This is a genomic window from Segatella sp. (assembly GCF_977051555.1).
Genome location: NZ_CDRSSE010000013.1, coordinates 44,435 through 67,851, shown reverse-complemented (window position 1 = coordinate 67,851; position 23,417 = coordinate 44,435). Strand labels below are relative to the sequence as shown.

25 protein-coding genes are annotated in these 23,417 nt (G+C 47.4%); 5 read left to right on the top strand and 20 right to left on the bottom strand.

Going from position 1 to position 23,417, the window contains the following annotated elements:
- Positions 1 to 139: 139 nt before the first annotated feature.
- From ACWJAO_RS05175 to ACWJAO_RS05150, 6 genes are all read right to left on the bottom strand, one after another.
- Positions 140 to 751 carry an RloB family protein gene (locus ACWJAO_RS05175; RefSeq protein ID WP_144150709.1) on the bottom strand — a complete coding sequence of 204 codons (612 nt, stop codon included), beginning with the start codon at positions 749 to 751 and terminating at the stop codon, positions 140 to 142.
- A gap of 1 nt (position 752) precedes the next feature.
- Complete coding sequence (locus tag ACWJAO_RS05170; protein WP_449139481.1) at positions 753 to 2,033, bottom strand: AAA family ATPase; 1,281 nt, start codon at positions 2,031 to 2,033, stop codon at positions 753 to 755.
- Positions 2,034 to 2,179: 146 nt separating this feature from the next.
- The gene (locus ACWJAO_RS05165; protein WP_449139480.1) at positions 2,180 to 3,505 is read right to left on the bottom strand and encodes a UDP binding domain-containing protein; all 1,326 of its coding nucleotides are present in this window, start codon (positions 3,503 to 3,505) and stop codon (positions 2,180 to 2,182) included.
- A gap of 365 nt (positions 3,506 to 3,870) precedes the next feature.
- Positions 3,871 to 4,209, bottom strand: a complete 339-nt coding sequence (locus ACWJAO_RS05160; protein ID WP_118085529.1) for a type II toxin-antitoxin system RelE/ParE family toxin — start codon at positions 4,207 to 4,209, stop codon at positions 3,871 to 3,873.
- The gene (locus tag ACWJAO_RS05155; protein ID WP_449139479.1) at positions 4,200 to 4,484 is read right to left on the bottom strand and encodes a hypothetical protein; all 285 of its coding nucleotides are present in this window, start codon (positions 4,482 to 4,484) and stop codon (positions 4,200 to 4,202) included. The genes ACWJAO_RS05160 and ACWJAO_RS05155 overlap by 10 nt, the downstream gene beginning before the upstream one ends.
- A gap of 390 nt (positions 4,485 to 4,874) precedes the next feature.
- Complete coding sequence (locus tag ACWJAO_RS05150; RefSeq protein ID WP_449139478.1) at positions 4,875 to 5,192, bottom strand: hypothetical protein; 318 nt, start codon at positions 5,190 to 5,192, stop codon at positions 4,875 to 4,877.
- 225 nt (positions 5,193 to 5,417) lie between these two features.
- Here ACWJAO_RS05150 and ACWJAO_RS05145 point away from each other — a divergent pair, with 225 nt between their 5' ends.
- The 5 genes from ACWJAO_RS05145 (at position 5,418) to ACWJAO_RS05125 (ending at position 9,385) form a co-directional block, all read left to right on the top strand.
- Positions 5,418 to 7,691 (top strand): BT4734/BF3469 family protein, encoded by a 2,274-nt coding sequence (locus ACWJAO_RS05145; protein ID WP_287894202.1) that lies wholly within the window; start codon positions 5,418 to 5,420, stop codon positions 7,689 to 7,691.
- Positions 7,692 to 7,792: 101 nt separating this feature from the next.
- Positions 7,793 to 8,002 carry a DUF4248 domain-containing protein gene (locus tag ACWJAO_RS05140; protein WP_117692838.1) on the top strand — a complete coding sequence of 70 codons (210 nt, stop codon included), beginning with the start codon at positions 7,793 to 7,795 and terminating at the stop codon, positions 8,000 to 8,002.
- 161 nt (positions 8,003 to 8,163) lie between these two features.
- Positions 8,164 to 8,643 carry an HU family DNA-binding protein gene (locus ACWJAO_RS05135; RefSeq protein ID WP_449139477.1) on the top strand — a complete coding sequence of 160 codons (480 nt, stop codon included), beginning with the start codon at positions 8,164 to 8,166 and terminating at the stop codon, positions 8,641 to 8,643.
- Between the two features lie 80 nt (positions 8,644 to 8,723).
- Positions 8,724 to 9,236 (top strand): N-acetylmuramoyl-L-alanine amidase, encoded by a 513-nt coding sequence (locus tag ACWJAO_RS05130; protein WP_449139476.1) that lies wholly within the window; start codon positions 8,724 to 8,726, stop codon positions 9,234 to 9,236.
- A 56-nt stretch (positions 9,237 to 9,292) separates the two neighbouring features.
- On the top strand, positions 9,293 to 9,385 hold the full coding sequence (locus ACWJAO_RS05125) for a smalltalk protein (RefSeq protein WP_153073356.1): 93 nt from the start codon (positions 9,293 to 9,295) through the stop codon (positions 9,383 to 9,385).
- 37 nt (positions 9,386 to 9,422) lie between these two features.
- Here ACWJAO_RS05125 and ACWJAO_RS05120 read toward each other — a convergent pair whose 3' ends face one another.
- From ACWJAO_RS05120 to pfkA, 14 genes are all read right to left on the bottom strand, one after another.
- Positions 9,423 to 10,139, bottom strand: coding sequence for a tyrosine-protein phosphatase (locus ACWJAO_RS05120; RefSeq protein WP_449139475.1), 717 nt, complete (start codon positions 10,137 to 10,139; stop codon positions 9,423 to 9,425).
- A 6-nt stretch (positions 10,140 to 10,145) separates the two neighbouring features.
- Positions 10,146 to 12,668, bottom strand: a complete 2,523-nt coding sequence (locus ACWJAO_RS05115; protein ID WP_449139474.1) for a GumC family protein — start codon at positions 12,666 to 12,668, stop codon at positions 10,146 to 10,148.
- A gap of 64 nt (positions 12,669 to 12,732) precedes the next feature.
- Positions 12,733 to 13,530: a polysaccharide biosynthesis/export family protein gene (locus tag ACWJAO_RS05110; protein WP_449139473.1), complete on the bottom strand. Its 798-nt coding sequence runs from the start codon at positions 13,528 to 13,530 to the stop codon at positions 12,733 to 12,735.
- A gap of 6 nt (positions 13,531 to 13,536) precedes the next feature.
- Positions 13,537 to 14,196, bottom strand: coding sequence for a UpxY family transcription antiterminator (locus ACWJAO_RS05105; RefSeq protein ID WP_287829667.1), 660 nt, complete (start codon positions 14,194 to 14,196; stop codon positions 13,537 to 13,539).
- A gap of 399 nt (positions 14,197 to 14,595) precedes the next feature.
- On the bottom strand, positions 14,596 to 15,570 hold the full coding sequence (locus tag ACWJAO_RS05100) for a F0F1 ATP synthase subunit gamma (RefSeq protein WP_287561475.1): 975 nt from the start codon (positions 15,568 to 15,570) through the stop codon (positions 14,596 to 14,598).
- Between the two features lie 6 nt (positions 15,571 to 15,576).
- Positions 15,577 to 17,163: a F0F1 ATP synthase subunit alpha gene (gene atpA, locus ACWJAO_RS05095; protein ID WP_118079073.1), complete on the bottom strand. Its 1,587-nt coding sequence runs from the start codon at positions 17,161 to 17,163 to the stop codon at positions 15,577 to 15,579.
- Between the two features lie 23 nt (positions 17,164 to 17,186).
- Positions 17,187 to 17,723 (bottom strand): F0F1 ATP synthase subunit delta, encoded by a 537-nt coding sequence (locus ACWJAO_RS05090; RefSeq protein WP_449139472.1) that lies wholly within the window; start codon positions 17,721 to 17,723, stop codon positions 17,187 to 17,189.
- 8 nt (positions 17,724 to 17,731) lie between these two features.
- Entirely contained in the window at positions 17,732 to 18,232 is a 501-nt protein-coding gene (gene atpF / locus ACWJAO_RS05085) for a F0F1 ATP synthase subunit B (protein WP_118189919.1), read from the bottom strand.
- 137 nt (positions 18,233 to 18,369) lie between these two features.
- On the bottom strand, positions 18,370 to 18,609 hold the full coding sequence (gene atpE / locus ACWJAO_RS05080; protein WP_006846851.1) for an ATP synthase F0 subunit C: 240 nt from the start codon (positions 18,607 to 18,609) through the stop codon (positions 18,370 to 18,372).
- Between the two features lie 80 nt (positions 18,610 to 18,689).
- Positions 18,690 to 19,799, bottom strand: coding sequence for a F0F1 ATP synthase subunit A (locus ACWJAO_RS05075; protein WP_449139471.1), 1,110 nt, complete (start codon positions 19,797 to 19,799; stop codon positions 18,690 to 18,692).
- 48 nt (positions 19,800 to 19,847) lie between these two features.
- Positions 19,848 to 20,291 carry a hypothetical protein gene (locus ACWJAO_RS05070; RefSeq protein WP_022121942.1) on the bottom strand — a complete coding sequence of 148 codons (444 nt, stop codon included), beginning with the start codon at positions 20,289 to 20,291 and terminating at the stop codon, positions 19,848 to 19,850.
- 36 nt (positions 20,292 to 20,327) lie between these two features.
- The gene (atpC, locus tag ACWJAO_RS05065; protein ID WP_022121941.1) at positions 20,328 to 20,567 is read right to left on the bottom strand and encodes an ATP synthase F1 subunit epsilon; all 240 of its coding nucleotides are present in this window, start codon (positions 20,565 to 20,567) and stop codon (positions 20,328 to 20,330) included.
- Positions 20,568 to 20,668: 101 nt separating this feature from the next.
- Positions 20,669 to 22,195, bottom strand: a complete 1,527-nt coding sequence (gene atpD / locus ACWJAO_RS05060; RefSeq protein WP_118189917.1) for a F0F1 ATP synthase subunit beta — start codon at positions 22,193 to 22,195, stop codon at positions 20,669 to 20,671.
- Between the two features lie 208 nt (positions 22,196 to 22,403).
- Positions 22,404 to 23,381, bottom strand: coding sequence for a 6-phosphofructokinase (pfkA, locus tag ACWJAO_RS05055; RefSeq protein WP_144150683.1), 978 nt, complete (start codon positions 23,379 to 23,381; stop codon positions 22,404 to 22,406).
- Positions 23,382 to 23,417 lie beyond the last annotated feature (36 nt).

The window sequence follows — 23,417 nt, the reverse complement described above, 5'->3', positions numbered from 1 at the left end:
TCCTTGGTAATCTCCATAATGATATCTTTTTATGTTTGTAACTAATTGGATTTCAACTACAAAGATACAAAAAATATCGGAGATTACCAACTTTTTTAGGCACTATTTCTTATCCCGAACTGAGGTACTACATTTGTATTTATTCTGAGAGTGCTGCCAGTCTTTTCATCAACCTACCAAGCTCCGAGAAAGTATAATCCCTACCTTCCTTTTGTACTTCATCCATAGAACGAGAGGCATTAGCAATAGCTTTTTCAAGGCTTCCCCCGTTGCGTTCAAAGTAGGAGTGTAAGCCTTTGGATTTGTTGAAGAAGGAGATGGTTTTCCTGTATTCCACACATTGGTTCAAATCCTTGAGCAATGGTTCTTGCGTATCGTATGGACGTGATGTGTATCGAAAATAGTAGAGAAAGAACAGTTCCGTACAGCGGTGGGTCTCAAAGAACTCAACCTTGCAGTATATGCCTTTCTTGGGTTTATTGATGGGCTTGGCATATTTTGCCTTTAATCTTTGATATTGGGAACGCTCTGGTTCTACATCTTTCGTGTCCATATCAATTATGCAGAATATGTGGTTGTATCCCATCGCCACCCCCTCAGATATTTTCAAATCAAGTTCCTTGATACTTGTATGCTTGGGATAGTCTGGCTTGATAGTCAAGCGTTTGAATACATCGCATAAGGATTTGAAATAGAAAAATTCCGTAGGTCCTTCACCCAAGATAAGTGCTGTTTGTCGTAACTTGCCCATATCAATCCTCCAGATTTATAAAGATACTACCTAATTCGGGCTTTGCCCCCAAACGTCCGATGCGATAAGAATTATAAAGAGACAGATTCTTGTGCAACCCGAAAGAATCGCCACGAGAATACTCGGAAGATGCGGTCTCTTTATTTTTCTCCACAAACCACACAACGCCTCTATTCTCATTGATAAGGTCTTGAGAAAGCAGGGTCGTTTCTTGACTGGTGATAATCAACTGCGATTTTTCGGAGTTAAAGATAAAGACATTGAGATAGTAGTATAACAGGTCATTATGTAAATCCTCACCTAATTCATCAAGATAATACACATGAGAAGCTGTTATCATATCATATAATGCCTCTAAAATACGTATATATTTTTGAGTACCCTTTGACTGCAATCTGAGCGGAATGTCAAAATCTCCATTTGTAGAGTGATTGACAAATGCCACGGAATCGGAGGTGGATTGAAGCAGAGCTACTTTCATATCTTCTGGAATATTTTCCATGAGGATACGTTGACGGAACTCATTAGGCACCAACCGATCTTCTACGATAGGCTTATACTCCAAGATGTTCAAATCTGCCTTTTGAAGCATGATGTTGTAGAACTTACGCTTTTTAGAATTTGCATAAGCATCCTTTAGGATTTCCACGATCCCCTTTTCGCCGTCACCGTCAACATCGTGATAGTTCTCCATAATCCAGCCATGAAGAATATTGAATGGATCAATATCTTCTTTCAAGGCAGCTTTCCTACAAACAGACAAAACACTATGATTATTCAAGGTGTTCTCACGGATGCTCTCTTGCGTTTTTACCAGCAGCCTGAGACTTGGACCAAACTTGATCTCAGCCTGCACGTTATCTCCTACAAATGTGCGTTCATAAAACAACGACTTTGATTTGTTAGGATAATAATAAAGTGCTTCGCTCAATATGTACTTGTCATTGAATGCTACATCATAGTCGTATCGGACACCATTGGCATAAAACGAAATGTGCATTTCGGTTGGATCATCCTTGGTGAGCATGAAAGGAATGCTTCCATTTATTCTTTGAGTAGCATCTGATTTGGGTAGAACTAACAAACGAAATACTTCATTCAATGCAATCAGCATATTTGATTTTCCGGAAGCATTTGAGCCATACAGAATTCCTAACTTGTACAAGAAAGTTCCTTCGGCTATCTCTGTAACAAGTTCCGAAGAAGACTCCTTTGCCAAGAAATTCAACTCCTGTTTATCTCGAATAGAAAGATAATTTTTTACCCAGAAATCTCTTATCATAATATCTATATATATTAATATAATTATTGTAATTTGATTGCAAAAATACAAATTGTTTTTTTTATTTGCAAGAATCAACCTATATTTTTTGTAAACATACTACATTTTAACCATAATTTAACACATATAGTTCTCTGCGGCACCTCCTAATCCCGTTGGAAGATATCTCGTGTATATACCTTCTCTTTCACATCATCGAGCGAGGGGTCATAGCGGTTGGCGATAATCGCCTGGCTCTGAGACTTGAAAGCATCCATATCATTCACCACCTTGCTACCAAAGAAGGTGGTACCGTCCTCCAATGTAGGCTCGTAGATAATCACCTCTGCACCCTTTGCCTTGATTCGCTTCATGATGCCCTGGATGGCAGACTGGCGGAAGTTATCACTGTTGCTCTTCATCGTCAAGCGATAAACTCCTATCACACACTTATGTTCCTTACCTGCATCATAGCTATTGGCATCGGCATAGCTGTAATAACCAGCCTTTCTGAGCACGGCATCGGCAATATAGTCTTTTCTTGTACGGTTACTCTCTACAATTGCCTCTATCAGGTTCTCTGGTACATCGGCATAGTTTGCCAGAAGCTGCTTGGTATCCTTTGGGAGACAGTAACCACCATATCCGAAACTTGGATTATTGTAATGCGTTCCAATACGTGGGTCAAGGCCTATGCCATCAATGATTGCCTTGGTATTCAAGCCCTTGACTTCGGCGTATGTATCCAATTCATTGAAGTAACTTACTCTTAGGGCAAGATAGGTATTGGCGAAGAGCTTGACGGCTTCTGCTTCCTTCATGCCCATAAAGAGTGTATCGATATTTTCCTTAATGGCTCCTTCCTGGAGCAAAGCGGCAAAAGTTTTGGCTGCTTCTTTCAACTTTTCTACATCAGTAACCTTCAAGATTGCCTCATTTTCTTCTGCGAACTCAGGACGATCTAGCAGCTTAGGATAGCCTACGATGATACGGCTTGGATAGAGATTATCATAGAGTGCCTTGCTCTCTCGGAGGAACTCTGGGGAGAAAAGGAGATTGAATTGCTTCACCCCCTTCTGGGCATACTTCTGATATAGGCTTCGGGTGTAACCTACTGGGATGGTACTCTTGATTACCATCACTGCATCGGGATTTACCTCCAGCACCAAGTCGATAACTTCTTCTACATGAGTGGTATCGAAGAAGTTCTTCACTGGGTCGTAGTTCGTTGGTGCTGCAATGACTACGAAGTCGGCATCTTTGTAAGCTGACTTGCCATCCAAGGTAGCTGTAAGATGCAGAGGCTTCTCTGCCAGATACTTCTCGATATACTCATCCTGTATCGGTGATATATGATGATTCAGTTTATCTACTTTCTCGGGAATTACATCTACTGCTGTTACCTCATGGTGTTGGGATAAAAGCGTAGCAATACTGAGTCCTACGTAACCGGTTCCGGCTACGGCAATTTTTAATTGATTAAAATTACGCATTGTTTTAAGTTCTTGAATAATAAGCATCCTGAGTCTCTTTCGGTGGGTCAGTTTCCGAAAGAGAGCTGTAGGATGCGTTGCGGGTGATTATGTAGCGCCCACACTACTAAGCTACTTCTCGTTTTATATATTTTTTAGTTATTTCTAACAATATAATTGTTTCGTATCGGAAATGAAGGACATAGAGTCCCTGCCAGATAAGAATTGCTTTTAGGGGATTCTTATCTAGATATTGATTGAGTAAAATTAGTTTTGAAATTGTTTTTTTTCTACCTCACCGTAGAGGTCCCACAGATCTCACAGATGAACACAGATTTTCCTGCTACAATCATTATCCACAGATGAGACCGTTCGGTCAGATGACATTATTTCGTATGATGCTCTATAAAGCGAGTAATCATTGATGATACCGTTTGGGGCGATTGCTTCTCATGAGCTACAGCCATTATTGTAATCTGATTTGCAAACTGAATATAATATACAACATTAGGATGAATCGTTAAATGTCGTACGGTATAACTATCTGTCGAGTATTTTTTATCAAAAGAACCACTTTCTGGAAATACATACAGGCTATTAACCTTTTTCACTATTCGCTCTAAAGATTTATTAGCTGTACGTTCTCCAAAATTATCAGCAACATACTGACCTATATCTTTCAATTGCTGCTTTGCCAATGTTGACCAGGTGATTTTTATTTCCACCCCAATTCCTCCTTCACGACATTCAAAATTTCTGAATGAGGAATCGTTTTCTGAGACAAAGACTCCTTATAGGCGAAATCGGCAGCGGCTTTCATTGCTGTTTCGTCTAAGTTATCGATAAATGATTGCATCTTCTTATCGTCACATTTTTCTTCTTGTAAAGATAACTCTATAAGTTCGGCAAGATTGCTTCTATCTTCCCAACTCAATTTCTTTATCTCATTCCAAAATGGAACAACTGTATTATTTTTTTCAACAGAATTTGTCATATACATAATCAAATCCTCCCTATTTTATTGTTTACATGCTGCAAATATAAGGGAAATATCTGAAATAGCCAAGGGATTTCTGGATTTTAACACATCGGGAGGTATCAGCGATGTCCCACAGATTTGGCTTTACTTCCCGCTGGTCAGTGGGTCCGGAGGACAAAAGATGAGACCTATTCGGTCAGATTTTCACAGACTTTTACGATCACTTCTTCTTGTTTGTATGTTTGGGTGGGTGTGAAGGGGGTGTATAAGAACTTTTGTATATACATCGTGCGCAAAAGATAAAGAGAAAGGGTATCAGATAGTTATGCCTTCTTTTTAACACTCTTTTCACGCTAAAGTTCATATATCCCCTTCACACTTCACGCTTTGTTTGCTAATTTAAAAAATCGCTCATTTCGGCAACAATGGTTCCAGCAACCCGTCAATCAGACGAAGCAGCTCGTCTCTGTGAGCCTCGCCCGCCAACGACTCCATCCAACGTATCGCGCCCCAGTAGTCGTCGATGGAAACATCACGGTCCATCGCCTCCAGACTCTTGGTGTACGCATCAGACAGCCGGAACTCCTTGCGGATGGCTGACTTGGTGGAAGCCCAATGCTTCTCCTCCTCAGTAAGACCACCCTCAAAACGGTCTTCCTTCAGTTCTTCACGCATAGCCCAGAACACGTTGTGGACTAAAAGATTAAAACACTTGTGGACAGGAATCATGCCCGTCTGTAGTCGTAGGAATCCTTGATTCCCATGACTTCACTTTTGATTTTTTTGAAAAACATTTTAAATAAATTTATGTTATGTTCCAAAATCGGAACTTTTTGATTTCAATGCCAAATTTTATGCTTAGCTTTGCAGCGGAATCTATATGATTCAATTTTAAAACAACTTATAATCATTTGCTTAAAAATGACAAAAACAGAACAAGAACAAAGACAAGAAATGGTATTACCATCTTTCTTCTATGCTATCGCCTCCAGCGAAAGCAGACAACTCATCAGTCTTGATGAACTGCAGCGAATCATCACCCTCGACGCCATGACCCAGGCGCGTACCGAAGACTACCGCAAGAACATGCGCATCAGCAGCGAGCTCGCTCATCAAACCAAGGTGATGATGCCAGGCATCACTACCTCCGTGCTCATGGACGGACGGGGCAAGGAACTGCGCAACGTGGTGAAGACCACCCAGATGATCGCCGTGGACATCGACAAGATTCCTGCAGAAAAGATGAAGGAGGTCGTACAGAAGGCGGACGCCGACCCTCATACCATGATGAGGTTCATCACCGTGAGCCAACGGGGTCTGCGCATCATCTCCAGATACCTGCCCATAGATGACGACGAGGTGACCGCACTGGAACTTTTCGATGTGATCATACGCAAGGCGATGAGCTATTACAGTAAGTTGCTAGGCGTGCCTGCCGACGAGCAATGCGTAGACATCACCCGGATGTGCGGACTCGCCCACGACCCTACCGCCTACTTTCATTGGGACGCAGAGCCTTTCGGCTTGGACACCCACGACCTGAAGGCGCTCTACACCAAGAAGGCCAACGAGGCGAAATATGCCAAACGTGCCAGCAAGCGCAAGCGAAACAGCCAGAAGATGGTGGCACTGGGCAAGGGGGTTCCCTCGATGGACGAGGCAGCGCAGCACATACTGAACCTACTCGACACGTGGGGCTACAAGTTTGAGAGCGGTGCCCACAACGAGTATGTGCTCCACTTCGGCAAGGTGTGCGTGCGCTATGGCATAGACAAGGAAGAGGCAATGACCTACGCCAAGAGCAACTTCAGCTCCGACTATCCCGATGCTGACAGCGTGATGAAATCATGCTACAAGCACACCGAGAAGCTAGGCACCTGGCACTTCTACCGCAAAGGCGAGGGCTTCTCGGGTAAGGCGACTGTCAAGGTAATCAAGCAGTGGCTCTCGATGAGATACGAGTTTCACCACAATGAGGTGACGGGATTTCACGAGGTGCTGAGTCGCGATATAATCAAAGGCAAATACCATAAGTGGACCCGCATCGACGACAACATAGAGAACACCATCTGGACCCAGATGGACGAGATGGGACTCGAAGTGACCGCCATCAAGCTGCACGCCATCATCAACAGCGACTTCAGCGAGCCTTGGGATCCCTTCGACGAATATCTCAGGAGTCTGCCCAAATGGGACGGAAAGACCGACTACATCGACGAGCTCGCCAACCGGGTAACCATCAACTATTGCCCTGGCTACCACCACTCGCAGGAAGAGTTCAGATACTTCTTCAAGAAATGGCTCGTATCGATGGTGGTGGCATGGGTATCGCCGAGAGTGGTGAGCCAGACCATCCTGATATTCATCGGGAGGGGTGGCATCAACAAAACCACATTCTTCTATTATATCCTGCCACCATGCCTGCGCCAGTACTTCATAAACGAGTCAACCGCCAACTATACCGACAAGGACTTCATGGAGGCTTTCTCAAGCAAGGCACTCATATGCCTCGACGAGCTGGAGTCTACCTTCGGCAAGGGGCTGAGCGCCCTCAAGAGCAACGTCACCAAGCTGGTGTTCTCCATCCGCCGCCCCTACGACAAGTATCGTTCGGAACTGCTGCACCGTGGTGCCCTCTGCGGCACCAGCAACAGCATACAGATCATCACCGACGAGGAGAACCGCCGCTACTCACCATGGTTCGTAGACAATATCGAGAGCCCTAGGGAGACACCCATCGACTACCAGCACGTCTATTCCCAGGCTGTAGCTCTGGGACAAGAGGTAACTAATCGGGTGAAGAACCAGGAAGAGGGATGGGTATACTGGCTCACCACCGTCGACATAGACGTGATGAGGGAGCACAACGGCATGTTCATGGTTTCCAACTTCATGGAAGACCAGATACTGCGCTTCTACAAGGTGCCGAAATCAGACACCGACCCTCAATATGTAAAGTTCCGCTATTCATCGGAAATCATGGAGCGCATAGGCGGAAGTCCTGCCCTGAGCCGCAACATGAGTCACCAGAATCTGAGTGCCGTGATGCAGCGACTGGGCTTCAAGAAGGTACACCGCGCCAAAGGTAACGGATGGCTCGTGATAGAGAAGAATCCGGGAGAAATCAACACCGAGGCGATCTGCAGCCCAAACGAATGCGCAGAAACGTACTTGAAACCGTACAGAACCATAGCTACGGATAGCCAGAATGGTTCTGACCAACAATAAGCAGCATTCTGGCAAGTGCTAACCAGCATTGCCAGCAACGCTAAGTATCATCAAGAGAAACGCTAAGTATTATTACCGCGATTCATAAAAGTCAAATCTATATGAAAATCAAGATATACAAAAAATTCGAGCTTGCCAAGCTCTACTTTCCCGAGCAGTCGAAACACGTGGCACTAAACCACCTGATGCGAATGGTAAACCACTGTCCGCCTCTGCTTGAAGCCTTGCGAAGAGAGGGCTACGAACGGTTGGCGAAGACCTTCACCATGCGCCAGACGCTGCTCATCTATGAGTATCTGGGCGAGCCATAATACTGAGTTTTCCAGTTTTATGCCCTATCGTATCCCTATCTCACCCCTATCGTACAGAAGCCTCTTCTGAAAGTCGTATCTTTGCAACCGTAAACAAGAAACAAGCACTGCGCAGCGCTTTAATACATGAAACACGAACCATAAAACAATTTATTAGCCTTATGATTGAGTACGATTTAAAGAAGAACAACAACAAGAAGAACGTGAAGGCTTATGGCAAGTACTACGCCAAGCCCCACATTAGTGAAACTGTAGATCTCGATGAGCTCGCCGACCACATGCATGGTCACAACTCTCCATTCTCAGCCGGGACCATCAAGGGCATCCTCATCGATGCCGTGACCCACATCAAGGAGCTCCTGCTCATGGGCAAGAATGTAAAACTCGACAACCTCGCCATCTTCTACATCAGCATCAAGAACAAGATGGGTGCAGAGAACGCCGACGACTTCACCGTATCTAAGAACATCGAAGGAGTAAGAATGAAAGCCCGCGCCACGGGCGACTTCCGCTCCGTGAATCTCAACCTCGACGCCAACTTGAAGAAGTATGGTGCTAAGAAAAAGAAGTCTTCGACCACCACCGACTCTGGATCCACCACTGACCCAGGCAGCGATTCGGGTGACACAGGACTTGAGTAACCGGGGATTGCAAATCCCTGTTATCACCTAACGGGGATTGCAAATCCCCTTAACAAGTTTTTAAAATCAATTGACCGAAAATGACACAAGATCGATTTCCGATGACGATTGGCGGCGAGGAGGTGCTCAATGAGCATCTCCTGCTCGCCTACACAGAGAACGGCGAGATGATGGACTCACCTCTGAGCGTCCGTTTTCTCGTAATTCATTGCTCGGCAACACGTGCCGACCGTAACTACACCGACAAGCAACTGATGCGCGACCACAAGAAGCGTGGATTCCGCACCGTGGGCTACCACTTCTATGTCCACAAGGACGGAAGCATCACGCAGTTCAGAAAGCTGCTGGAGGTGGGGGCACATGCCCGCCCATACAACCGTTGCTCCATCGGCATCTGTTACGAGGGCGGGCTGGATGACGAGGGTCGTCCTGCCGACACCCTTACCCGTGCCCAGTATGACGCAATGTGGAATCTGCTGCGCAAGCTCAAGATCACGTTCCCACAGGCTAAGATAGTGGGTCATCGTGACTTGCCGGGCACCACCCCGAAGGCATGCCCTTGCTTCGATGCAGCGAAAAAATTTCCACTTTAATGGGGAATGTTGAGTGTTGAATGTTGAGTGTTGAATTTTTAATTTTAATTTGAACTATGAAGAAAGAAACCATCAAGAAGGTGATCAATTTCATCATCACCGTACTTACCGCCGTAGCTAGCGCATTCTGCGTACAGAGCTGCCAGTAAATTCCCTGTAATCAAACCTTAACCTTAAGTTCTAATTCTACCAGTATTGCCAGAAGATGCTGAGGCGGTGCATGTCGGAGCCCACCATGTCGTACATATCGTGCTTCATGAGCCACTTGCATCGTTTCTGCACCTTCTTGCCATACTGTCCATCTATCGAGAACACATTTCGCTGGAACTTTATGCCCATCAACTTGAGCTTCTCATAATCGCGCTTCTCCATATAGAGGTAGCGCTCAGGATGGGCAAGCACGGGCGTGTAGCCCTTGTTCTTGATGCGCTCCAGGAGGGCATGAAAATTCATCGGGGCAGAGAAGATGCTCGTCTCCACCAACAGGAGCTTGCCATCCTCGCCCAGCGGCAACAGGTCGTTTGCCTTCAGGCGCTTTTCGAAGAGCGCATCTAGCATATTTTCGGCTGCGAGATGCAGCCGGAGCATTTTTCTGTCAGCAGGATTTCGCTCGGCGAAGTCCTGCTGATATTGTTTTTGGAAGTTCGCAAATACTTGGCGCAAATGGGTGGTCTCGTTGGGTACGTCTTCCATAATATGAGGCGTAAGCCAGACATCCCTCATGCCTGCGCCTTCGTAAAGGCACAACATTTCCAACGACTTCTTTACCTCTTGAAATCCGTCGTCCACGCCGGGCAGGATGTGGCAGTGCCAGTCGATGCCGCCGGGGAGTCTCTCTGATGGTGCTTTCTTGCTTGCCGTCGGATTGCAAATCCAACGGAACGCCTCACGGAATATATTCATATTTTTCTATTCTTTTATCCATTTTTCTACTTTCCTATTTTTGCCCCCCCCATTCTTGTCGGAGCCGTAGTGGTAGCCGTAGCCATAGCCATAGTGATAGCCATAGCGATAGTAGTGGCCGTAGCGGCCGCCCTGAGCCTTGGTTCCGTTCAGAATGAGCGACATATTCTTGAATTTCTTGTCCTTGTAGAGCTGCTCAATGTCGCCCAGCATACTGCGCTGCATCAAGCCCGAGCGTACCACGAAGATGGTGCGGTCGGCAAGTTTCTCTATAATCTGGGTATCTGCCACGATTTCCACTGGTGGACAGTCGATGAACACATAATCGTACTCACCCCTCATCTGCCTGATCATCTTCTCCAGACGCTCGGTGAAGAGGAGCTCCGTAGGGTTAGGCGGCATGGTACCGATAGGCAGCACGTCGAAATCCTTCACCAGTCCATGCTCCTCGCCATGGCAGATGATGCCCTCCAGGTCATCGGTCCTGCCGTTGAGATAGTCGCTGAGTCCCTCGCCAGGGCTGCCCACGAGCATGGATGCGGAACCATGGCGGAGGTCACCATCGATGACGAGCACCCGTTTCTTCTTGATGGCGAGCGACATGGCGATGTTGCCTGCCAAGTGACCCTTGCCCGAGCCTGGGTTGAAAGACGTAAGGATGATGACGTTCTGCTCGGGATGGGTGCCTACCATAAACTCCATGTTTGTGCGCAGCACGCGGAACGCCTCGTTCACGATGTCGCGCTTGCCTGCCTTCACCACAATCTGTCGCGTCTCCTTCGGCTTCTTCCAGAACTGGATGCGCTGCAGAAGAGTTGGTCTGTTCTTGCGACTGATGCTGTATGGTATCTCACCGAGGAATGGTATGGTGATGTTCTTGAGGTCGTTTCTGCCCCTCACCGTCGTGTTCATGTTCTCACGGATAAAGATGACTACCACAGGTATCAGGAATCCGAGAACGAAAGCCACGAGGATGATGTTGCGGCGCACAGGCTGCACGGGCTTGATGTCGCCCGTAGGAGGGGTGATGATGCGCGTGTTGTAGGCGGTGAAAGCCTTGGAAAGCTCGTTTTCCTCTCTCTTCTGCAAGAGGAAGAGGTAGAGCGCCTCCTTCACCTTCTGCTGGCGACCCACTGTTTGCAGGTACTTTGCCTGACTAGGGTTGCTGGCTATCTGGCTGGTGGTCTGCGCCTCGTTTGCCTGCAGGTTGCCAAGCTGCGAGTTGAGTGTCACCACGAAGTTGTCGATACTGGTTACGATGCTATGGCGCATGGAGGCGAGGCTCTGGTCATAGTCAGCCACCAATGGGTTCTGCTCGCTGGAGTTAGCCACCAGGTTGTTGCGCTCCAGCTGCTGTTTGTTGTATTCGGTAATCTGCTGCTCGATGCCCGGGCTGTCGATGCCGATATTGGCTGGCAGGAGCTGGTTTTTGCCCACCTTGCCCGTCAGGAAGTCGCGCAGGTAGCGTGCCATGGAGAGACGTGAGTTCAGTTCGAGTATCTGCTTGTCTACGTCGCCGCTCTTCTGCATATATTGCTGTGCGGCGGTCTCTACGTCGGGCAGCAGATTGCGGCTCTTGAACGAGGAGATGTCCTTGTCTACGTCGCCCAGTTCTCGCTCGATGACGCCCAGGCGCTCGGTGATGAAATGGGAGGTGGAAACGGTCATCTGGTTCTTGTCCTCCATCCAGTTCTTGCGGTATACGGAGATGATGGTGTTCAGCACGTCCTCGGCGCGCTGGGTGAGCTGGTCCCTATAGGTCAGGTCGATGACTGTTGCCTTCTCCTCGCTGATGCTTGCCGAGAGCGACGCCTTGATATGGTCGGTCATGGCATAGAGGTTGGTGCGAGTCACATGCAGTTTCCTGCTCTCATACCCATTGACGAAGGCTGAATAGCCCGGTGCCTGGTCTACGCATACATAGCCCATCACCGTGCGGACGGTCTGGCCCAGCTTGCCCTGTACCTCCTCGTCCGATTCCACTTCGTTTCCAGCCTTGTCGGTGCCACTCACATGTACGATGGAAAACTGGTTGCCATGCTTTACCTCTACATCCAAATTGGCGCTCTGCATATCGTTCAAGCTATAGAAATGAACGGTTACAGGCAGCGTTCTGCCATAGAGAGCCACAGGATGGAAGGTACCGTCTTCACTGTAGTTTACGTCGAGTTTGAGTTGCTTGCCTGCCTCCAGCAAGACGGCTGGCGACTGGATGGCAATCAATTCGTTGTTGACGTTCGACTTGCCTCCCGAGAGTCCCATGTCGGAGAACATACTGGCCACATCGCTGTTGATGCTCTGGCTCTTGCCGTCTTCCTTGATGAGGATGGATGCCGTGCGCTGATAGACCCCCGGCGTGGAGAGGAGGTAATAAGTGGCTATGCCCAGGGTGACGACGAGCGAGATGACAAACCATCGCCAGCGCACAAGGCACAGATACATTAAGTCTTGCAGACGAATGAAGTCTTCTGCCTGCTGGGGGCGACGACCCGGAGCATTCTGCATCGTCGCTTGATTATTCTGAATCATTGAATTTGAATGTTGAATGTTGAGTGTTGAATGTTGAGTGTTGAGTGTTCACTCTACTCTTACATTATTTCTTGATAAGTACTGCCACGCTGGTGGCAAGAGAGGCAAGGCTAATCCAGAAGCCCGTGCTCCTGACATTGTTGCCATTGACCGTGCTCTGGCGAGCCTTGGTCTCGTTGGGGCTGATGTAAACCACGTCGTTCTGCTGCAGGTAATATACCGGACTGTTGAACACGCTGTTTCCCGAGCAGAGATTGATCTTGTATATCTTCTGGTGGCCGTTTTCCTGGCGCAACACCATCACGTCTTCACGGGTGCCATAGATGGTCAGGTCGCCCGCCTTGCTAAGGGCATCGAGAATAGTCACTTTCTCGTCCTCGATTTCATACTGTCCAGGGCGTGCCACCTCACCAATCACCGAATAGTGGAGATTTGTAAGGCTGACGGTCACCACGGGATCCTTCACCAAGTTGCGCTCCACCAGAACTTTCTTGATTCCCTCGGCAATCTGCTCTCGGGTACGACCTGCCACATGCAGGGTGCCCAGCACAGGAAAGTCGATGTTGCCCTTGCTGTCTACCGTATAATAATAGGCATCCTTGGCGATGGACGACGTAGAGTAACTGGTGGTGGTTCCCGTAAGGTTGAAGAGCTGTGTGATCTGTGGATCCTTGCTCTTCACGCCGATGTAGAGTTTATCTGTTGGCTTGGCGGTGATTAGCGCACTTTTCAGATTGATTAGCGTGTCAGGATTTTGGTTAAAATCCTGGAAATAAGCTATTTGTCGTGGGGTTCCACAAGCTGACAGGACAAGAAGTCCCGTACAAAAAGCTCCAGAAAGCAATGATTTACGATATTTCATATGATTTTATATTTTTTCTAGAAAACATCTTGGTATATAGGTGGTGGCGACGGCACAGATTCCCTCTATCGTGACGATGAGCCGATGGTCGCCATTGATACGCTTGATTTCGCCCTCCAGACCTTTGAACCTGCCGTCGATGACCCTGACACGTTCACCTTTCTTCCAGTTGAAGGCTCCATCCTCGAAATACTCCAGCCCCTCCTGATCGCCCGACGACACCATCATGAACATCTGCATCTGTCGCTTGGGAATGGCGATGGGCTGTGGGTCGAAGTCCACCAGCTGGCGATATAGCCTTGCCTTGCCACACAGTTCCCGCTCCAGGCATAGCGCCTGTCGCTTGTTGCTGCGCATGAAGAAAAGCGAGGGTATGAGTGGGCGCTCCACCACAATCTTCTTGCCTTGGCTGTTTACATGTCTCTCTTTTACGAAGGGGGCGTAATATTCCATCACATCGCCCATCATATCTTCGGGGAATGTGTCTTTCATCTGGTCAAAATCCTTAAGCACGTTGTTGAACAGGTTGAACAAGTCTCGGCAAAGCGCCACTTTGTTCATGAACACGCGCATGGCATACCATGATGCCTCTGTCTCGGCTGGTTCGCCAAGAGTCTCGGCTTGTATGCTTAGAGAATGATTGATATCTTTTATTGAATTGTCCATTCTTTCATTTTAAGTATTCTTATATAGACACATTTTCTCTTCCCCCTTGTGTCGAAACGAGTCGTCACAAGCAGCAAGGAGATTGAGACAGTATACTTCTCGTAAAGCTTCTGTCGTTCGGAGCAACCCTGATCCAGGCGATGCTGTACCCGCAATCCCATTTGGGTAACTAAACCTCATATTTCCTGGTTTAGTTCTCAAACGCGCCGCAAAGTTAACAAAAAAAAAAAAAAAAACGAAAGAATGTTAGTACAACTTTAGATAAAATTAGTTTTTTAAGCCGTTTTCTTAATATTAGTTAATTTTATTGTTTTATTTGCATACAAAACATAAAATCGGGATAAATCTCTTTCAATAAGTGATTTACCCCGATTAAACATTATACAGATGGAAGGAAACTTAGTTGTTTACGCTACCTCCCACAATATCAAGCAATTCATTGGTAATGGCCTGTTGACGACTCTTGTTGTACTGCAAGTTGAGTTCGCGCAAGAGTTCATCGGCATTATCCGTAGCGGTCTGCATGGCCACCATTCTGGCGGCATGCTCACTCGCCTGGCTATCCAGCAACGCTGTATAAATCATCAGACGAAGCTGCTTAGGAATCAAGACTCCCAAAACAGTCTCCAAGTCTGGCTCTACAATGAAGTCATCATTCAGAGGTTTTGCCTCAGAACTCTGGCGTCCGTCAGCTTCAGCCTGCTTTTGGCGCAGATATTCCTGAGCCTTTGCCGTAGCCACATTAGAGGTAAGGTCACGATCGTTGTCCACTCCTATCGCCTCAGTGCTGAGGTCAATAGGCAAGAAAGTCTTGCGGGTCAGAATCTGTGAACCGGCACTCTTAAAGTGATGATAAATCATCTCCACCTTATCGAGCTCACCAGCAGCATACTGCTTGGCAAGTGAATGGGCGATATCTGCACAGGCGCTGGCATGAGGATGATCGGCAAGATCATTAAAATTACCGCCAATCTTCAAACCCAGTTTCTGTACCTTCTCTGCCACTTTTCGTCCGATAGGATATACCGTGATGTCGTCAATGCCTTGAGCCTTATACTCGTCCACAGCATGCATCATCATCTTGATAACGTTGGAATTGAATCCACCACACAAGCTGCTGTTAGAACTGTATACCACAAGAGCTACACGCTTGGTTTCCTTGTGCTCCAACTGCAACGGATGGTCGACATTCGGAGTACTTACCAGGAAACTCTTGAGGATATGTTCCAGCATATTTCCATAAGGCAGCATATTCTGGATAGCTACCTGAGCATGATGCAACTTACTGGAAGCCACCATCTTCATCGCACTCGTAATCTTACGGGTACTGTTAACGCTGGCTATGCGAGTTTTAATCTCTTTTAATGACGGCATAGGCTATTACGCTTTATATTGTCCTGCAACATTAGCCATGGTCTCCTCGACTGCCTTAATGGCATCGTCAGTGAGTTTACCATCACCCAAAGTCTCAATCACATCAGCGTGCTGGCTGCGCATTGCATCGAGGAACAAATCCTGACAGTCGCGAACCTTATCCATTGGCACGTCGTGCATCAATCCGTGAACACCACAATAGAGAATAGCTACCTGCTCGCCTACCGGCATTGGACGGTACTGAGGCTGAACCAGCAACTGGTCGTTCTTACGGCCACGGTCCAGAGTCATCGCTGTTACGGCATCCATATCGCTAGAGAACTTAGAGAAGGCCTCCAGCTCACGATACTGAGCCATATCAATCTTCAGTGTACCAGCCACCTTCTTCATACTCTTGATCTGGGCAGAACCACCTACACGAGATACGGAGATACCTACGTTGATAGCTGGACGGAAGCCCTGGTTGAAGAGGTCGGTCTCAAGGAAGATCTGACCGTCGGTGATGGAAATCACGTTGGTTGGAATGTATGCTGATACGTCACCTGCCTGTGTTTCGATGATAGGAAGGGCAGTCAAAGAACCACCACCCTTTACGTGACCCTTCATGCACTCTGGAAGGTCGTTCATCTGCTCGGCTACCTCCTGCTGGTCGTTGATACGAGCGGCACGCTCCAACAGACGAGAGTGGAGATAGAACACATCACCAGGATAAGCCTCACGTCCGGATGGACGGCGGAGGATCAGAGATACCTCACGGTAAGCCACAGCCTGCTTACTCAAGTCATCGTATACCACGAGAGCTGAGTAACCGCGGTCGCGGAAGTACTCGCCGATAGCTGCACCGGCAAATGGTGCGTAATACTGCATGGCTGCAGGATCGGCAGCGGTAGCACTTACGATGATGGTATATGGCAAGGCGCCATGCTCCTTGAGGTTCTGTACCAATGCAGCAACAGTAGATGCTTTCTGACCAATAGCTACATAGATACAATATACTGGCTTGCCAGCCTCATAGAAACTCTTCTGGTTGATGATGGTATCCACTGCGATGGCAGTCTTACCAGTCTGACGGTCACCGATGATCAACTCACGCTGTCCACGACCGATAGGAATCATAGAGTCTACCGCCTTCAAACCAGTCTGAAGAGGTTCCTTTACTGGCTGACGATAGATTACACCAGGTGCCTTACGATCCAAAGGCATCTCGAAAGAATCGGTGAGGTCGATGTCACCCAGACCATCAATAGCCTGACCCAGAGGGTTTACGACACGTCCGAGGAAGTTGTCGTTTACGCGGATAGAAGCAATACGGTGTGTACGCTTCACGCTCTGTCCCTCCTTGATGCCAGCTGTAGGACCTAAGAGGACACAACCTACATTGTCTTCCTCCAAGTTCATGACGATAGCCATGGTTCCGTTCTCAAACTCAAGAAGCTCATTAGCCTCGGCATTACGCAGACCATAGATACGAGCCACGCCATCGCTGACGGTAAGCACGGTACCCACCTCGTCAAACTGCTGAGAGCCATTAACCTCCTGGAGCTGCTGCTGAAGAACCTCAGACACCTCACTTGGTTTAATTTTATCTGACATTTTGTTATTTACTTTAATTATTTTTACTTTTTGAGCTGTGTCAGAATGTTGTTGAGCTTAGTCTTTACGCTCGCATCCATTCTGTAAGTATCATACTCAAGGATGAAACCGCCAATCAGTTCAGGGTTCACCTCGGTCTTGAACTCCACAGTACCTTTCGTTTTCTGCTCCACCATCTTGCGCATCTTGTCCTCTGTAGAGGCGTCAACGGCAGTGGCGGTGATCAGCTTACCGCGGATGATGTTCTTCTGTTTCCTGTAAAGAGTGATATACGAAGCAGCCATGAATTGCAGGGTGCTCTCCCTATCCTCTTTCAAGACGAGAGCGATAAACTTCTTGCTCAGTTCCGTAGGCTCCTTGCCCAGGGCTGTGATGAGAAGTGCCTCTTTCTTGTCTTTGGAAAGCATAGGGTTGTCTATCGTAAATCTCAGTTCAGGCACGTCGATGTAGCTCTTAAAGAGCGTCTGCATCTCCTGGTAGACCTGATCTTCGAGCTTCATGCCGAGTGCAGCCTTGATGAGGGCACGGGCATAACGCACCGATATTACACCTATATCCATAAGCTTTACTATTTGTTGTCAGAAGAAACCTCGTCCAGCAGTCGATTTATCATATCCATCTGTGCCTTGTCGTCAGAGAGTTTAGCCTTGAGCACCTTCTCTGCAATCTGAACAGAGAGTTCGGCTACCTGGCCTCGGATTTCACGAATGGCGTTCTGCTTCTCGGTCTCAATCTGCTTCTTGGCATCAGAGAGGAGACGTGCGCCTTCTTCGCGTGCTTTATCCTGTGCTTTCTCTACAATGGCATCGCGGGTTTCGGCAGCCTCCTTGAGGAGGGCAGCCTGCTTCTCGCGAGCTTCCTGCAAGATGGATTCACCTTCTTTTTGGATATTGGCAAGCTTCTCGTTGGCTTCGTGAGCCTTCTTCAGACTTTCATCGATGAAAGCCTTGCGTCCGTTCACCATCTTAATGATGGCTGGGAATCCAGCCTTCCAAAGAATGATGAAGACGATGATGAAGACCAGCGTCATCCAGAAGAGCAAACCGCTATCAGGAATTAATAAATCCATATATACTGGTTAAAGTTTTACTTAAACGTTTTATTTTAACTAACTCTAGAATCATCTCTATCATGCCCCGGAAAGACATCAGGCTGATGCCTGAGACTTCCTTTAATCGGGGCAGATGATAGTGACAGATGAGATGATTACATAACGATTGCCAGGATGGCGATGATGACAGCGAAGAACGCAACACCCTCAACCAACGCAGCTGCGATAATCATAGAAGAACGGAGGTCGCCCATCTTCTCTGGCTGACGAGCCATAGCGTCCATAGCCTGGCCACCAATGCGACCGATACCAATACCTGCGCCAATAGCGGCCAAACCTGCACCTACTGCGGCACCCAACTTTGCAATCTCTGCTGCTAATAAAAGTGATAACATAATCTTAATAATTTAAGTTGTTTATATTTTCTTTGTTTATTATCTGAATGAAATTAGATCCGTAATCTATAATCTATAAACTACTTCACTACCTCTGGCTCAGCCTCATGAGACTTTACATGAGCCAGCGAGATGAATACTGCACTCAGCATGGTGAATACCAATGCCTGAATGTAGCTTACCAATACTTCGAGGAGCATCATAAAGGCGCTCATCGCAACACTTACTATTGTCATACCCGTACCTGCCACATAGTTGGCGATAGCATTCTCACTGATGTTGAACATGATGAAAATGATAGCCGCAAACGAAAGTGCGATGGCGTGACCCGCCATCATGTTGGCGAAGAGTCGGATAATCAGAGCCAGCGGTTTCGTAAAGATTCCGAAGAGCTCGATGAATGGCATCAGTGGCACAGGGACCTTCAACCAGGTTGGTACCTCAGGCCAGAAGATATCCTTCCAGTATTCCTTGGTACCGGTGAAGTTGGTAATCAGGAATGTCGTTACACCGAAGAATACGGTGCAGGCGATATTACCCGTCAGGTTACCACCACCTGGAGGGAATGGTACGATACCCATGATGTTCGCCACGAAGATAAAGAAGAAGCAAGTAAGCAACCATGGTGCGTACTTTGGCGCCTCCTTACCCAGGGTGGCCTCAATTACATCGGTATATACCGACATGATGAACATGTGCATCAGTCCCACAAATCCCTTTGGTGCAGGGTCATCCACCTTGTGCTTCCTGCACCAGCGGGCTGGTATCAGGACACAGAGCAACAGGATGATAGCATCGATGAAGAGCACGCAAACGGTCTTCGTGATGGAGATGTCAAGCGGACGAACCTCCTGGCCTCCCACCTTCTCTACTATCTTGTTGGGATTCGTCTGCGCATCAGCGTTCTTAATCACCAGGTTGAAAGGTCCTGGACGGTCTCCATTGGCATCCTTCTCTTCCGAGAATTCGCTGCTGCAGAACACGTGCCAGCCCGAAGTGGTGTTAACGATGATTGGCAGATGAATCACTACGGGATGATCTCCCACCTTGGTGATATGCCATTCATAAGAATCCTTGATATGACCCCACAATATCTCTTTCACATCGATGTTCTCCTTAGCCGATACCTGCAGAGGTGCCAGCGTGAAGAGCAGCATCGCCATCAAGAGGAATTGCTTGAGATGTTTCATATTCTTTAATTCTTACTTTTGTTTATTAATTATTTGTTTCAGAACCGCTTATGAGAGACGGTTCTTTTTCTCTACCCGAGCGAAGTAGATGCAGTCGAACACGAGAAGTACGACATAGAAAAGGGCGAAGATGGCGGTAAAGCCCAGAATATTCTGCTTGTCGCATACCAGCACATAGATAAGGAACACCAATGTACCGGCCATCAGCTTCAAGACCAATGCCGCCAGATAGAACTTGGCGAGATTGGCTGGCGATGACTTTGCAACAGCCTTCCATGCTTCACCATAAGCAGTACTTGCAACGAGTGAGAATATCGCACTCACTACCAGCGGGTTAACAACTTGGGCTATCATATCATCGCATTGAGCAGACAATCTGCAGGCAAAGAGCACGGCAAGAGCCACTGCTGCTGTAAGCCACAAAGAAATCTGCTTATACCTGATACTCGCCTGTCTGATAGTCTGCAAGCGCAACTTTTCGTCTTTTTCCATTATCTAATAATTAATCACTAAAAATTAATCACTTATCTAAACTTCTACGCAAAGGCTTACTTCGTTTTTCTTACATTCCACGAATCCGCCCTTGATGTTCATTACCTGCTTGCCTTCCTTGGTAGTGTATTCCACCTTGCCCACTTCGAGCGAAGAGATGATAGGCGCGTGATCTTTGAGAATCTCGAACGAGCCGAGGGTTCCCGGAACCAGTACGCTCTCTACCTCACCCTGGAAGACTACTTTCTCAGGAGATACTATCTTTAGCTGTAACATAATCTTTAACTTTGAATTTTGAACTTTGAACTTTGAACTTTATGATTACCCAATATTGCTATTGAATTCTTCGTTCTTCGTTCTTCACTCTTCACTAAAGACTACGCCTGTGCTGCTGCGAGCAACTGCTTAGCCTTCTCCTTGGCATCCTCGATAGTACCTACGTTGAGGAATGCCTGCTCTGGCAGGTCATCTACCTCACCGTCGAGGATGGCGTTGAAGCCCCTGATAGTCTCTTCGATAGGAACCATCACACCCTTCAAACCGGTAAACTGCTCTGCTACGGTGAATGGCTGGCTCAGGAAACGCTGTACACGGCGTGCACGGTTCACGGTCAACTTATCCTCATCAGAGAGCTCATCCATACCGAGGATGGCGATGATATCCTGCAACTCGTTATAACGCTGCAACAACTGCTTTACTCGCTGTGCACAATCGTAGTGTGCCTTGCCCACAATCAGCGGGTCGAGGATACGAGAGGTAGAACCCAGCGGGTCTACGGCAGGATAGATACCGAGAGATGCAATCTTACGGGAAAGCTCAGTGGTAGCATCCAGGTGAGTAAAGGTGGTAGCTGGAGCAGGGTCGGTCAAGTCATCGGCAGGCACATAAACGGCCTGTACAGAGGTGATGGAACCATTCTTGGTAGAAGTGATTCGCTCCTGCATGGCACCCATCTCAGAAGCCAGCGTTGGCTGATAACCTACGGCTGATGGCATACGACCCAACAGCGCAGATACCTCAGAACCAGCCTGGGTGAAACGGAAGATGTTATCGATGAAGAACATGATATCCGCTGCCTCACCATTCTTACCTCCGTGATCACGGAACTCCTCAGCTACGGTCAAACCAGAGAGAGCTACAGAAGCACGTGCCCCAGGTGGCTCATTCATCTGACCATATACCAGGGTAGCCTGACTCTTAGCAAGTTCCTCAGGATCGACAAGTGAGAGATCCCACTTACCTTCTTCCATCGCTTTACGGAACTTCTCGCCATACTTGATAACGCCAGACTCGAGCATGTCTCGAATCAAGTCGTTACCCTCACGGGTACGCTCACCTACTCCGGCAAATACAGAGTAACCGTTGTGTCCCTTGGCAATGTTGTTGATCAACTCCATGATAAGCACCGTCTTACCTACACCGGCACCACCGAAAAGACCAATCTTACCACCCTTCATGTAAGGTTCGAGCAGATCGATCACCTTAATACCGGTAGCAAGCATCTCCTTGTGAGTAGAAAGTTCGTCAAACTTCGGAGCCTCACGGTGGATAGGATAAGCACCTTTCATGTCCAATTCATTCATACCATCAATAGGCTGTCCGATGACATTCATCATACGACCCTTGATCTGCTCTCCGGCTGGCATCTGGATTGGGTTACCTGTAGGGATAACCTCCAAGCCGCGCTGCAAACCGTCAGTATTATCCATAGCGACACAGCGAACTGTATCCTCACCGATGTGCTGCTGCACCTCGATGACAAGCTCGCGTCCGTCTGGACGTTTTACCTTCAGAGCTTCATAAATTTTAGGAAGCACCTTCTCTGGATTCTCGCCCTTTGTATCGAAGTAAACGTCGATAACAGGACCGATAATCTGAGAGATACGTCCGTTAATTTGTGACATAAGCTTATTAGTTTAAAAATTATATATATTTACATTATTCTTGACTGCAAAAGTAACAACAATTTATGGAAACCACAAATTAATTAAAAGTTTTATTCGGCTTTTATACCTTATTAAACCATTTTTAGTTCCCTTTAAACCATTTTCCTATGCAAAAGCAAGAAGTCAGGAGTCCAAACTCCTCTCTTCTTACCCTTATCTCTATAAATTAGATACTCAACTCGTCCAAAACCTTGATCAGTTTACGGTCGAATGGCTTATCTGAGCGGATGGCTTCAGAAAGCGGAACGTATACCACCTCGTTATTGCGTACACCAATCATCACATTGCGCTGTCCCTGCATGATAGCCTCAATGGCACCACAACCGGTACGGCTCGCAAGAATACGGTCACGGGCTGATGGACGACCGCCACGCTGCAAGTGACCCAGGATAGATACACGTACATCAAACTCAGGGAACTCCTTGCGCACACGGTCGGCATAATAAAGAGCACCGCACTTAGGACTCTCTGACACAATGACGATACAACTCTTCTTAGACTTACGGATACCACGCTCCATGAATTGAGCCAACTGGTCTACGTCAGTAGAATCCTCTGGTATGATGGCAGCCTCTGCTCCACTGGCGATAGCTGAGTTCTGAGCCAGGAAACCGGCATCACGGCCCATCACCTCGATAAAGAAGATACGCTCGTGGCTCTGCGCAGTATCACGGATGCGGTCTACACATTCTACGATGGTATTCATCGTAGTATCATAACCAATCGTATTGTCTGTACCAAAAAGGTCATTATCAATTGTTCCAGGCAATCCGATGCAGCATACATCAAACTCACGTGCGAAATTCATCGCACCAGTCAGCGAACCGTTACCGCCAATCACGACAAGCGCATCTATTTCCTCTTTCTGAATCGTTTCAAATGCCTTCTGACGACCTTCCTCGGTCATGAATTCCTTAGAACGGGCTGTCTTCAGCATCGTACCACCTGTGCCGATGATACCGCTTACATTCTCTGTAGAAAAGGTTTTAATTTCATCATTGATGAGACCATCGTAACCACGATAGATACCTTTCACAGTGAAACCGTTGTAGATAGCCGAACGGGTAACCGCACGGATAGCAGCATTCATACCTGGAGCATCTCCTCCAGATGTTAAAATTCCAATAGTCTTAATCTTTGCCATAACTATACCTTATTATATTATATATATTTTTTAATG